Annotated in this window: 10 protein-coding genes; 6 read left to right on the forward strand and 4 right to left on the reverse strand. The window is 59.4% G+C overall.

The genetic code is table 11. The annotated features are described in order from the left end of the window. Positions 1–34: 34 nt before the first annotated feature. Together AC1MLZ_RS20700 and AC1MLZ_RS20705 are read right to left on the reverse strand one after the other, a co-directional pair. Positions 35–1,990 (reverse strand): FTR1 family protein, encoded by a 1,956-nt coding sequence (locus AC1MLZ_RS20700; RefSeq protein ID WP_480961857.1) that lies wholly within the window; start codon positions 1,988–1,990, stop codon positions 35–37. Further along, positions 1,990–2,616 carry a cation efflux transmembrane domain-containing protein gene (locus AC1MLZ_RS20705; protein WP_480961858.1) on the reverse strand — a complete coding sequence of 209 codons (627 nt, stop codon included), beginning with the start codon at positions 2,614–2,616 and terminating at the stop codon, positions 1,990–1,992. Before AC1MLZ_RS20705 ends, AC1MLZ_RS20700 begins: the two co-directional genes overlap by 1 nt. Positions 2,617–2,710: 94 nt before the next feature. Here AC1MLZ_RS20705 and AC1MLZ_RS20710 point away from each other — a divergent pair, with 94 nt between their 5' ends. Continuing rightward, complete coding sequence (locus AC1MLZ_RS20710) at positions 2,711–3,112, forward strand: MerR family transcriptional regulator (protein WP_121905647.1); 402 nt, start codon at positions 2,711–2,713, stop codon at positions 3,110–3,112. Here the strand turns inward: AC1MLZ_RS20710 and AC1MLZ_RS20715 are convergent. After that, positions 3,109–4,311, reverse strand: a complete 1,203-nt coding sequence (locus tag AC1MLZ_RS20715) for a pepsin/retropepsin-like aspartic protease family protein (RefSeq protein WP_480961859.1) — start codon at positions 4,309–4,311, stop codon at positions 3,109–3,111. The genes AC1MLZ_RS20710 and AC1MLZ_RS20715 overlap by 4 nt on opposite strands. A 681-nt stretch (positions 4,312–4,992) precedes the next feature. Between AC1MLZ_RS20715 and AC1MLZ_RS20720 the strand changes: the two genes are divergently transcribed. The 3 genes from AC1MLZ_RS20720 (at position 4,993) to AC1MLZ_RS20730 (ending at position 6,930) form a co-directional block, all read left to right on the forward strand. Continuing rightward, a complete protein-coding gene (locus AC1MLZ_RS20720; RefSeq protein WP_480961860.1) occupies positions 4,993–5,223 on the forward strand; it encodes a hypothetical protein in 231 nt (76 codons plus the stop codon). Between the two features lie 672 nt (positions 5,224–5,895). Continuing rightward, entirely contained in the window at positions 5,896–6,168 is a 273-nt protein-coding gene (locus AC1MLZ_RS20725; RefSeq protein WP_480961861.1) for a hypothetical protein, read from the forward strand. 144 nt (positions 6,169–6,312) lie between these two features. Further along, on the forward strand, positions 6,313–6,930 hold the full coding sequence (locus tag AC1MLZ_RS20730; protein WP_480961862.1) for a carbonic anhydrase: 618 nt from the start codon (positions 6,313–6,315) through the stop codon (positions 6,928–6,930). A gap of 538 nt (positions 6,931–7,468) precedes the next feature. Here AC1MLZ_RS20730 and AC1MLZ_RS20735 read toward each other — a convergent pair. Next, positions 7,469–8,911 carry a TolC family outer membrane protein gene (locus AC1MLZ_RS20735; protein WP_480961863.1) on the reverse strand — a complete coding sequence of 481 codons (1,443 nt, stop codon included), beginning with the start codon at positions 8,909–8,911 and terminating at the stop codon, positions 7,469–7,471. A gap of 489 nt (positions 8,912–9,400) precedes the next feature. Between AC1MLZ_RS20735 and lpdA the strand changes: the two genes are divergently transcribed. Beyond that, positions 9,401–10,795, forward strand: a complete 1,395-nt coding sequence (gene lpdA / locus AC1MLZ_RS20740; protein WP_480961864.1) for a dihydrolipoyl dehydrogenase — start codon at positions 9,401–9,403, stop codon at positions 10,793–10,795. A 93-nt stretch (positions 10,796–10,888) separates the two neighbouring features. Further along, on the forward strand, positions 10,889–12,175 hold the full coding sequence (locus AC1MLZ_RS20745; protein ID WP_480961865.1) for a glycoside hydrolase family 130 protein: 1,287 nt from the start codon (positions 10,889–10,891) through the stop codon (positions 12,173–12,175). Positions 12,176–12,276 lie beyond the last annotated feature (101 nt).

The raw sequence follows: 12,276 nt of genomic DNA on the forward strand, positions 1-12,276 counted from the left end.
CTGCAGGCGGACCGTGGAGCGGTCCGCCTCTACTCTAGGCCGAGGCAGCTTTCTGGGTCCGGCTTCCGCCACGCCGGTTCCACGCGAACCCGATGGCGATAGCGACCGCCATGAGAATTTGCGCGAGCACCGATTGCCAGGTTGGAAACAGACCAAGCATCGACAGCCGTGGTACGTCTGCAAGCGGCGCTATGTCGATGATCCCAGCTTCCTGGAGTGCGGCAACACCCTTACCCGCAAGCACGACCGTCAACGCCGCCATCAGCCAAGAGCTATAACGGAAGAACTGCGTGATCGGCAGCTTTCTGGTGTAGCGGAGCATGGCCCAGGCGATGACGCCCAGCAAAGCAACCGCTGACCCAGCACCGGCAAGGAGCATCGCGTTGTTCCCCTGCGCCGAGAGAGCCGCATAGAACAGTATCGTCTCGAAGACCTCGCGATAGACCACGACAAACGCCAGCCCGAACAGGAACCAGCCCGAACCGCCCGAAAGCGCGCGGGACATCTTCTCGCGAATGTAACGCTGCCACTGATCGGCTTGCGCCTTGCCGTGCATCCAGATGCCGACCGAGAGTAGCACGATCGCTGCAAACAGCGATCCGAACCCTTCGGTAAGCTCGCGGCTCGCGCCGCTGATCCCGATCGCATAGGTCGCAATAGCCCATGTGACGCCGCCGGCGACGAGCGCGCCAATCCATCCGCCATGAACGTAGCGTAGCGCGTCGGTGCGATCGGCCTTGCGCAGAAATGCGATCATGGCGACGACGATGAGCAGCGCTTCGAGCCCCTCGCGCAGCAAGATTGTAAATGCCCCCAGGAAGGTGGACGCCTCCGTGGCGGCATCAGGGGACAGCACGGCTTCCGCATCGTCGAACAAACCGTCGAGCACCGATACCTTTTCTGCGAGATCTTCGGGCGAGGCACCGCGGTCGATCGCGGCGCGGAACTCGCCCATAGCGCCCTCGATACGACCCATCAGGGTCGCATCGCGCGCCGTAAGGGTCGGTTCGATCGGCTCGAACCCGTCGAGATACGCCGACAGGGCCAGCTCCTTCGCCCGGCGCGCATTACCGCGCCGGGCCGCAGCGACACTTTCGGCAAGCTTGGCACGGGCAAGCGAGAGCGATCCCGGCGCCTGTTGCACCACCTGATCGGGGTGGCGACGCAGGAACGCGAGCACGGCCTCGGCCTTGGCTTCGCCGATTGAGGTGGCGAGCGCAGCCGGGGTGAGCGCGACCAGCGTTTTCAAATCCGGAATAAGTCTGCGAAGCGCCGGGTCCGACTTCCACAGCCGCGCGCCTTCTCGCGCCTGTTTGTCGGTAAAGGCAAAGCTGCCAGCGCGGAACGCAGCCGCCCAACGCTGATCGTTCGGCAGATCAGCGAAGCTCTGCATCGCCGTCCCGTCAATGCCCTGCGTCACCACCTGATAAAGCGCGAACACACTCCGTTGCCGGGCGCGGGTTACATCGGTGAACGCAATCGGAGGCGTGGAAAGCTTGGCCGCGTCGGGACCGTGCCCGTTCCCTGTCATGCCGTGACAAGCGGCACAGGTCTGCTGGAATAGGGCAGATCCCGATGCGAGATCCGGCACCTTGTCGGGCGCAAGCGGCACCGGATAGGCGCGCAGCAGATCGGCTGCGAGCCCATGCGCGAGGGTAGCGACCTGTTCGGCCGATCCCTTGCGGCCAATAAGCGCTTGGAGGTTGGTGGCGCCTTGAATGAGGCTTTGCCGTTCGGGCTTCGCCGGCAAGCTCAGAAGCCGTGTCGAAACCGATGCAGCAAACTCATTCATTTCGGAATATTCGGACTTGCTCTTGATCCTGCCGGCCTCAACGGCACCACCATAATCGACCGCCACATAGTCGAGCAGCCGCCACGCGGTTTGCACATCAGCCGGATCGGCCATCGCCGCGGTGGGGACGAGCAAGGCAACTATCGTGGCCAAAAAGCGAACCGAGAGCAGCGCCCTGATCACGTCGAGGAAACGCATTATCGCTGCCCTCGTTCGCGCAACGCGCCTGTGACAATCTCATAAGCCGAGTGCAGGAACAGGAGTGCGATTACACCGGCGACCGCCAAGTCCGGCCAGGCGTTCCCCGTCCAAGCGACCAGCCCGGCAGCGGCGATCACTGCCACATTAGCGAGTGCATCGTTGCGGCTGAACAGCCAGATCGCACGGACGTTGGCGTCTCCTTCCCGGAAGCGTGCAAGCACCAATGCCGAGGCGACATTGATTGCCAGAGCGACGACGCCAATCGCGCCCATCAGCTCGGCATCAGGTGCGGTAGCGTTGAGGGCTCGCCAGATCGCGAAGCAGATCACGCCCACTCCGAGAGCCCCAAGAAACAGCCCTTGCGAGAGGGCAAAATTAGACCGCGCCCGAGGTGCCCAGGCGAGCGCAAGCAGGCCAAGCAGGCTAATCGAGCCGTCACCTAGAAAGTCGAGCGAGTCCGCCTTCAGCGCCTGACTGTCAGCAATAAATCCGCCGAACAGCTCGGCAACACCGAAGCCGAGGTTGAGCACCACGACGATCAGTAACGCGCGGCGGTAGGCTGGATCATGTTGCGCGCGGGCCGGTTCGCCGGCGCAGCCGCAGCTTGCTTCGTTGGAGGTCATAGCGTCCCCCTACATGCTACAGTAACTGTAGGATCAAGCGGAATCTGCGATCCGTTCGCATTAGCGGGATGACACTATGACGATTGCACCCATGATGATCGGCCAGCTTGCGCGAGAGACCGCGACAAAGGTGACGACAATTCGCTTTTACGAGACGATCGGGCTGCTAGCGGCCCCACCGCGAACCGCGTCCGGACGTCGGACCTATGCCTCTGGGGACGCGCAACGGCTTCATTTCATCCGCAATGGCCGTAGGCTCGGCTTCTCGATCGACGAGATACGCTCGCTGATCCACCTGGCGGAGAACCCAGCCCAGGATTGCAGCGCGGCATCCGCCATTGCCGCCCACCACCTTGCTGATGTGGAGAGCCGTCTTGCGCAGCTCGCATCCTTACGCGACGAGCTAGCGGCCCTTACCCGAAGCTGCACGAACGAACAGATAGCGGATTGCCGGATTATGCAGGCGATTGGTGAGGTCCGTGCGCCAAAGACTTAGTAATAATCCGCAAGTCGGAGCTGACGGTCATGACCGGCCTGATCCTTGAGTTTTATGACCGTTCCGGATGGCATGAAGCGCCATCGCCAACGCGCCCCGTGTGTGTAATCCGCATCGATCGGGAAGCCATTCACTGCAACGATGCGGTTTCCGGGTATCCAACCGTCTTTCCCCGCCGGGCTGTTCGCCGCCACATGGACGACGTCGAGGCCCGTTGGGGAAGCTGCGAGCCCGAGGCCGCTTCGATCCTTCAACATGGGAAGGCGGTGTCCGGAGGCGGGCGGGCGGAGCCATACAAACCCGGCAGTCACATCAAATATGGCGTCGAACTGACCAATTAGTGGCAATCCGATATTGCCGACCGTGCGGGTCGAAAGCCAGTTGCGGTTTCCCAACGTCGGAATGTTCTCGGCAGAGAGCCCGCCGATCGTCAGTTTAGGGGTTGTGAAAACGTCGACGGTAGCAACGCCTTCGACGCCGCCAAGCGCCGCATTAGATGTCGCTCGCCCGCGAGTCAGGCCATGCGCATCGACATAAGCCGAAGACAGCATGAGCGCCGCGGAGCTGCCAAGGTCGATCATCAGCGGCACTGCGCTCATGCCTCCGATCGCGGCAGATACATACAGCTCCTGCTTCGCACCATGCCCCAGAGCGACCGGCGTCCAGTCCGAACCGCCGAGGAAACTGCCGGTCGGCGTGAGTGCGAATCGCCGATGTCCAAAATCAAGAGCTATGCAATTCCCGATGAACATATCTGCGCCGAGCAGCATGTTGATCCGTCTTCCGAACGCGGCTGACAGTGCGCCCAGATCCGCTACCACTGCGAACGGTAGTCGACGTGTTCGATGCCCGAGCTGCACCTCGACATCATGGATCAAGCGGACCGCAGCTTTCCCGCCCAAGCCGCTTATCGTGCGCCGTTCGCCGTCCGCCATCCCGAGTGTTCGTGCCAACGACACGTCGATGATGGACGCCCCGCTCCCGCTGTCCAGCACCGCCTCGACTGACGATCCCGCCACCCGAGCCTTCACCAACAGCGTGTCGCCGGTTGCTACTTCCAAAGGCTGCCAGTCAGGAAATAGCGGACCAAAATTCCACTGGCCAACGAGATGCGGCGCGATGGCCGCCAAGCCAGGTTTGCCCACGGCTGCAGACACACCGAAACCCAACAGGCGGCCGATCAACGAGCGCCGGGACACGCGCGGGGTTCCCGGTTGTGTGAACAACACAAAGCGATCTCCAAGCCTCCGTGGACGGAAGGTGCAGAAGTCGCCTACAAGCTACAGTCACTAGAGGAGCAAGCGCTTCTGTTTCGCTGTGCATGTTTGCGGGTGTTGATATGCCAACAGCGGGCGCGACCCTACGGGCACGGCTCTATCGACGCAGTGGCGTCCACCGAGCCGCCTCTGGCGTCTCGTCCCATATGGGTGACGATCCTCGCGTGAGGTGCGCCACGTGGCACACCCGTGGACGCGCAGCGCGCGAGCAATACCGGATTGACGTCGAATTCGGCAACGAGCGCAACGTCAGCCTCCAGAATGCTGGGGCACGCTTGAGTTTGCAATGACAGCGTGTTTTCGCCTGAGCCTTATGCCATAGTGGTTTGGCTTGGGCATGGCTTGAACACCATCCCTGGCCCGCATGTGCGGTCGAATGCTGGGTCCCCGATTTCCGTCGGGCGGCCCGCGAAATACAAGACCTTGCTACCGCTTGTCGGTGCGGGGAATACGTGGGGCGTGGTTACCAGTATTCCCGCGTGTTCAACCGTCCCGGCTACGGGAAGTTGATGGAACGCGCGCATCTCCTTGATCAAAAGTTTGCTTACGAGGTTCCGCTGGCGTCAAAGCCCTTCAAAGGCTTTCTCCGGCAGCGGTTCGGGAATGCTTCAGATCGAAGCGCTGGTGCAGGCACATGGTGACTGGCTTGCACTGCTGGCCACGATACTGGAACGCGAACGCGAAATTACTGGTGCCGAACTCGCCCGCACCCTGTCCGAATTTGCCGCGCATACAGCCGAAGATCGCCCTGCCGAGGGACAGATCCTTTCCTTTTGGGCCTCACGCTTCAACGGCACAGCCGCAACTCTCGGCAAATTTCCGTCCGTTCACTAGGCTACCACTCATGCTAAGGGGCGGCCGCTGCTGATCGCCGAGATGCGCATGGGTTCGGGCTGCTTCGAAATTGAGAACTCAGCGAGGCGTCGTGGGCGCTCGAACGTGACCTCTTCGTCGCGTTCGCGCGCGGACTCAACCCATTCGCGATGTGGATCGGTGCCGAAATTAGGACCCCGGTAGGTTTCTGCCAAGCCAATGAATTGCGCAAAAGCTTCACTCAGTCAGGGGTCTCGATCGGCGCCGATCGAGACCCCTGCACAACCCATAATTTGCGAATATTACAGGTAGCTGCCGCGCTTTGAGCGGGGGTCGCTTTTGGCGCCGACCCACACTTCCGATCAAGATATATGCCGACGTCGCCCGTGCGCGTGCCGTGTTCTATACGCCGACAGTCGGAAGGACGCTGCGCAAACTTCGTAAGGACCCGCCCCGCCCCACTGACCTGGTTGATATCTGCATCGATGAGCATATCCGGCCCAAAGGCCAGATCGTCGCTTCGCCCCGAAGGCATTTCGTCGAATTGCTGATCGTCCACAAGGCGACCGCTGTCCAACACGGGGTTGAAATATCTGCGCGACCTGTTCGTTCGGCAGGTCATCGGCCTGATCCTGATCGGGATGCCGGGGATCGAAAAGCGGTTGAAGCGATACGCACAACCCTTCAACCGTGTTGGCTTTGCCCACCTGTATCGCCGTTGCAGGATTAGGACTGACCTTCGTGCTGACCCGGCGCTGCCGGGCCCTCGGGCTGGCGATGGACGAGGCGCACTTTACCGACGCGTATGCGGTCGCCACCATCGTGCGGATCACGGGCGGTAACTTCTGGCTGCTTCATCGCCTGTTTGTCCAGATCGAGCGTATTTTCCGGATCAACGGCCTGAACGCGATCGTCAACGACGTGGTGGAAACCGCGCGCAGCATTCTTATAATCGGTGTCACTTAATTCTGACAGAACCGTGCCAATTAGCGCTGACATCGACAGACGATGCGGCCAATGCGGTTTTTCCCACGGCAGAAGTTATCAGAAGCACATGAAGTTTTTGTCATGTTAGCCTACAAGGAACATATATATGGAGGAATGAGACAGATGGACGGTACCACGAAGACGGCGAACCAGCCGACGCCCGACGAGGCATTGCGGAAGCTAAAAGAAGGCAACGCCTCCTTTGTCGCCGACAAACCCACTTCCAACGACATATCGCACGATCGACGATTGGCGTTGGCGAAATCCCAGCATCCTTACGTAACGCTCGTCGGTTGTTCTGACTCCCGGGTCGGTCCTGAATTGCTATTTGGAACTGGTTTGGGCGACATGTTCATTGTCCGCACCGCAGGCAATAACGTCGATATTGCCGGAATGGGATCGATCGAATATTCGGTTGTCGCGCTCAACGTGCCACTCGTCGTTGTGCTGGGTCATGAGGCGTGCGGCGCCGTGGTAGCAGCGACCGACGTGGTCACGAAAGATACACGCTTTCCCGGCAGCATAGGTCCGATGATCGCACCGATCATTCCCTCCGTCCTTGCAATGCAGCGGGTCAGCGAAAACGACTTGGTCGAGCGGTCGGTCGAGGAGAACGTCCGGCGTGTGGTCGATCGCCTGCAAAACTACGAAGCCGTGCTGCAGGATGCGCAAGAGGTCGGCGAACTCAAGATCGTCGGCGCAGTGTACAGCCTGTCGAGCGGTGAGGTGCGCTGGCTTTAACATAATCCTGCAAGGACCATCGGCTCACTACCGATATTGTGCCACTGGGCGTGCGGTAAACGCCGATAATGGGCTGTCTAGATGTAGGCGACAAGCGGTCGGCCTCATCGACGATCAGCAACTCGACGAAATGCTTGCGGGGCGAATTGATGATCTGGTCCTTGAGCCGTACGTGCTGATCGATGCAGAATCGACCCGATCGATGAGGCGGGGCGGGTCCTGGCGAAGCTCGCGCAGCATGCTGCCGACTGTCGGCGTATAGAATACCGCACGCGCACGGACGAGGTCCGCGAATATTGTAGGTCGGCCGCCTGCCGCGCACCCCAGATCATGAGTAGATCAACTGTGCCATCCCAACGGATGTAGAGGCGCGCGGACAGGGTTTTGCCGACGCCGGCCGCGCCGTGACACAAGCCGATGTAGCGGTGCTTCTGGACAGCGCAAACGTATGATGATGGAGATCCTGACATACTTGTCCCATGCGGCTTCCTTCCATTCCAACGAAAGGATCGCACCATCAAACCGTGAGATCAAACCCCTAAGGCTGAGTGGATACCAAAGAAGCAGTGAAAGGCCGAGCATCCTGTCCTAAGTCTTCGGCAGGCCCGTAAGTACTATCCAAGCTCTGATCTCGCACGGGTGCCTGCTTGCGAAGTCGTGGCTGATACAAATCGCCGCCCAACAATCCCAAGTCCCGCGCTTCTGCGCGTCCCATAGCCACGAGCAACGCAAAACCGGCGACATAGGCGTCTCGTTCAGCGGTTACCAATTGTACCCTACTATTGAGTAGTTCCTGTTCAGCGTTTAGCACATCGAGTACATTGCGCGTGCCAACGCTGTTTTCGGCGCGAACCCCCTCAAGCGCCAGTTCGTTTGCCGCTACGGCTGCCTGCGACGATTGGATTACCCGTGCCGTCGCACGATGCCGGGTAAAAGTAGCGCGTGTTTCGGCAACGATCCGGCGCTCGACAAACACGATCTGCTCCAGTGATTGACTCGACAAAGCCTGTGCTCGTCGAACCTGCGCACCAGGCAGACCACCCTGGTAGAGCGGGATCGTAGCAGAAAGCCCGACTGTCGCAGTGCGCTGCGACTGAAGGAACGCCCGACCAGGGATAGTGCTGGTTAGTGTGCCCAAGTAGTTATTGTAGCTGCCTGAACCGACAGCCGCCAACCGGGGCAGCCGGGCGGCGTTAGCCACACGGATATCGTAGCGTGCGGCTGCAGCGTCGAACTTCGCAGCGATTAGCAGTGGGTTGTTGCCCAATGCCGTCGCAAGTGCTGCCTCTACGTTCGCCGGCAGTCCTAGAAATTTCGGCGGCTGCACCAGATTTTGTGCTGGAATACCAACGAACCGAAGATAGTTTTCGAGGCTGGTAACCAACTGTGACCTTCCGAGTTCGAGCTGGCCCCGGGCGAACTCAAGCCGTGCCTGCGACTGAGCGACGTCGGTCCTGGTAAGATCACCGACCTGAAATCGATCACGGGAAGCGCGAAGATTGGTCTCAAGAACTTCAATATTACGGGTGTTTAAACCGACAATGGCACGGTCACGAATGACATCCATGTAGACCGATACAATAGCGGTAAAAACGTCCGCTTCAGTTGCTCTAAGGTTTGCCCGACCGGAATCCACCCGAGCGTCAGCTGCGCGAATACCGTTTTTGACACGGCCGCCTTGATAAAGCGGCAGCGACATATTCCCGCTGGCATTGGCGGCTCGAAGTGGCGCAGAAAAGCTGTTAGCCGTACGAACGATAAATTCTTGATAGTCCGCGGTTGCCGATAGGGTCGGCCGCGCTGCGGCCTTCGCGATCGAAACACCCTCATCGGTCACGCGCAAACCGGCTCGCGCACCTGTCAGGCTTGGGTTCGTGCGATAGGCATTTATAAGTGCATCCTCGAGCGTATCTCCTCCGACCGGCGCGGTCGTACCTAAAAGAATAACGATCGCGCATGGGCAAAAGTTGACGGGCTTCATTTCCACTCCATGTCTAGTGCTCCCATAAATGCCTGATTCGACCTCACGGGTTTGGTAATTTTACCATTGAACCAAGTTCTTACTTTTGCACCTTAGAATGCCGGCCGAATATGCCAACAAATATTAAAATCGGCGATAGTGAGATTCCATGCTCAAGCGCGGGGATGAGGATTCCGATGGTAAACCATCGCGATCGAAGTAAACGGCCCTGTTTAAAATCACCGATCATCGTGTGGCCTTGCCACGGCTCGTTGCGAAATAAGTTTCGAGCTGCACCATCTGAATTTTCCACCATCATAGGTCAATCGCGTGGACTTACTGAACAAGGCATGAATTATGTCGCGCCTATCGGGTTGGAGGAATCCAATTATAGATTTTCTACTTTGGCAAGTCGCTTTTGCAACGTCCTACATAACCGTTGTTAGTTGTCGGGGTTCGTGCTCCTAAGCAATCTGCGGTGTCTCGCCATCAGGCCGAACGGAGTTCCAAATGGCTCATTACGATTGCGACGTTCTTGTCATTGGCGCCGGCCCTGGGGGCTATGTCGCGGCCATTCGCGCGGCGCAGCTCGGGCTGAAAACAGTCTGCGTCGAGGCGCGTGCGACCTTGGGCGGAACCTGTCTCAACGTCGGTTGCATCCCATCGAAGGCACTGCTCCACGCCTCCGAGTTGTACGAGGAAGTCAAGTCGGGCGCTCTCGCGAAGTTTGGGGTAAATATCGAAAGTGCTCGCCTCAATTTGATGCAGATGCATTCCGAGAAGAGCAAGGCTGTCGGCGAATTGACCGGCGGCATCGCGTTCCTGTTCAAAAAGAACAAGGTCGAGTGGCTTAAAGGGCTCGCCACGTTTACTAGCAAGGAAAGCGTGGAAGTCGCAGGGAAAACTGTGCGCGCGAAGAATGTCGTGATCGCTACCGGATCGTCGGTAACGCCGCTTCCGGGTGTCGAGATCGACGGCGAAGTGGTTGTGGACTCCACGGGGGCGCTGGCGTTCCCCAAGGTCCCCGAACATCTCGTCGTCATCGGTGCCGGCGTGATCGGGCTTGAACTCGGTTCAGTTTGGAAGCGGCTTGGCGCCAAGGTCACGGTGATCGAATATCTCGACGAAATCCTCCCTGGCCTCGACGGCGAAGTGCGCAGGGAAGCGCGCAATATCCTCGCCAAACAGGGGTTCGCGTTCAAGCTCGGCACCAAGGTCACGGCGGTCGCACGCAACGGCTTGACTGCGACCATTACGGTTGAGCCCTCAGCGGGGGGCGAGGCTGAAACCATTGAGGCTGACGCGGTGCTGGTCGCGATCGGGCGGCGCCCGAACACCATGGGCCTGGGGCTCCACAAGACCGGGGTGGACTTGAACAAGAAGGGGCAGATCGAAGTGGACCATCGCTTTGCAACCGCTGTTCCCGGCATCTGGGCGATTGGGGACGTCGTACCCGGGCTAATGCTCGCGCATAAAGCGATGGACGAAGGAATTGCGGTCGCTGAAAATATCGCCGGGCAAGTCGGCATCGTAAATCATGCGGTGATCCCGTCCGTCGTCTACACTCATCCTGAGATCGCGGGCGTCGGCCTGACCGAGGAGGAGGCGAGAACCCGTGGTGAAATCAGGGTCGGCAAGTTCCCCTTCGCAGCCAATAGCCGCGCCAAAACCAACCGTGACACTAATGGCTTCGTCAAGGTCATCGCCGACGCCAGGACCGACCGCGTACTCGGGGTTCATATCATCTCCACGCTTGCTGGCACGATGATTGCCGAATCCGCCCAGGGGATGGAATTTGGCGCGACCAGCGAGGATATTGCCTACATCTGCCATGCTCATCCGACGCATTCAGAGGCGCTCAAGGAAGCGGCGATGGCGGTGACTGGCAAACCAATTCATATGTGAGGCAGAATACCTTTGGCTGCCCGACCCGCTTACCGCACGGTGTCTGATTGCCATAAACGGCGGCTTAGAACTCAAGACACATGAAGGTCTACCATGGTCGAACGCGCGAAGCTTCGTTTTCACGACATCCTGCTGCGTCCCAACCCGTCACGCACTGTGGTAAGGCCGTTCGAGCCCGGCTACCCACGTGGCTTCGATGGCGGCAAGACGCGTACGCAGGAGACGGTCGATTTCATTCTCGCGCTCGACGAGGCGGAGCTGATCAGGCAGTTGGAGGGTGTCACGGCCTCGCTCGACCAAAACCATCGCGGAGTTGATGCGACCCTTCGGCGACGCTTTGACGAAATGGCCGATCGCTTCGACGGCGCCGATCGATGCAACGACGCCCAACGCAGGTTGATTGGAGCGTACTTCAGCCAGGAATATGCCTATGAGGCGGCGGCACTGTTCAACCCGAGTGCGGTGCTCCATCCGCATCAGGTCGACGTTGCGGATGGCGAGGTCCGCTTCGTTCTATCGCTGCGCGGAATCGGCGAAGGCCACCTGTCTTCCATAACGTTCCGTACGGGTCGGTGGACACCCGGCGGCACGCTGAGCATCGACGATCCGGGGTCCGTGTCGGTGCCCCCCGTCATTGATCAGGCCGATACGAGCAATGCTTGTGTGCGACTCTATTCGGGCGAAAGCCGGACCATCTCGGAGACGGTGCTGTTCCCGGTACTGCCGAGCCAACGCCAGGGCGTCGAGGATCTGCGCCTCGTTCGTTTCGATGAGGGCGACGGCGTCTTCGCCTATCATGGCACCTATACTGCATTCAGTGGTGCGGCGGCGCGCTCGGAGTTGCTGACCACCACCGACTTCAGTGCATTCGAGATGCGTGCGCTGACCGGCGATGCTGCCGGCGGCAAGGGAATGGCGCTTTTCCCGCGCCTGGTTGACGGTCGCTTCGCGATGCTCGGCCGCCAGGACAACAAGAACATCTGGCTGCTGACGTCGGACGACATCCTCGCTTGGAACGGTGGCTCAAAGCTGGTCGAGCCGCGCTATCCGTGGGAGTTCGTCCAAATGGGCAATTGCGGGTCGCCGATCGAGCTGGACGAGGGCTGGCTGGTCCTCACTCACGGCGTCGGAACTGTTCGCAATTACTGTATTGGGGCATGCCTGCTGGACAAGAACGATCCGTCGAAGCTGTTGGCACGCACGCCGCGTCCGGTCTTGGCACCCAGTCCAAAGGAACGTGACGGATATGTCCCCAACGTGGTTTATAGCTGTGGTGCGCTCGCAGTGGGACGCGACCTACTCCTTCCCTACGCCGTCGCCGACAGCTTCACCGGGTTTGCCACCGTTTCGATTAACGACCTTCTTGCTGTAATGGAATAATTAGCCCAAATGTCGCGATTTGGTGGTTACATAAATTATTGTTCATTTGATAAATTGATTTATTGTAAATGTTGTGTTATCATTATGGTTATTAGTTAGTT

The sequence above is a fragment of the Sphingomonas sp. PEI4 genome, from assembly GCF_056679955.1.

Coding starts and splice junctions, on each gene's coding strand:
- AC1MLZ_RS20745 (WP_480961865.1), top strand. CDS start 10,889: ATGGTCGAACGCGCGAAGCTTCGTTTTCACGACATCCTGCTGCGTCCC.
- AC1MLZ_RS20710 (WP_121905647.1), top strand. CDS start 2,711: ATGATCGGCCAGCTTGCGCGAGAGACCGCGACAAAGGTGACGACAATT.
- AC1MLZ_RS20735 (WP_480961863.1), bottom strand. CDS start 8,911: ATGAAGCCCGTCAACTTTTGCCCATGCGCGATCGTTATTCTTTTAGGT.
- AC1MLZ_RS20730 (WP_480961862.1), top strand. CDS start 6,313: ATGGACGGTACCACGAAGACGGCGAACCAGCCGACGCCCGACGAGGCA.
- AC1MLZ_RS20700 (WP_480961857.1), bottom strand. CDS start 1,990: ATGCGTTTCCTCGACGTGATCAGGGCGCTGCTCTCGGTTCGCTTTTTG.
- AC1MLZ_RS20705 (WP_480961858.1), bottom strand. CDS start 2,616: ATGACCTCCAACGAAGCAAGCTGCGGCTGCGCCGGCGAACCGGCCCGC.
- AC1MLZ_RS20720 (WP_480961860.1), top strand. CDS start 4,993: ATGCTTCAGATCGAAGCGCTGGTGCAGGCACATGGTGACTGGCTTGCA.
- lpdA (WP_480961864.1), top strand. CDS start 9,401: ATGGCTCATTACGATTGCGACGTTCTTGTCATTGGCGCCGGCCCTGGG.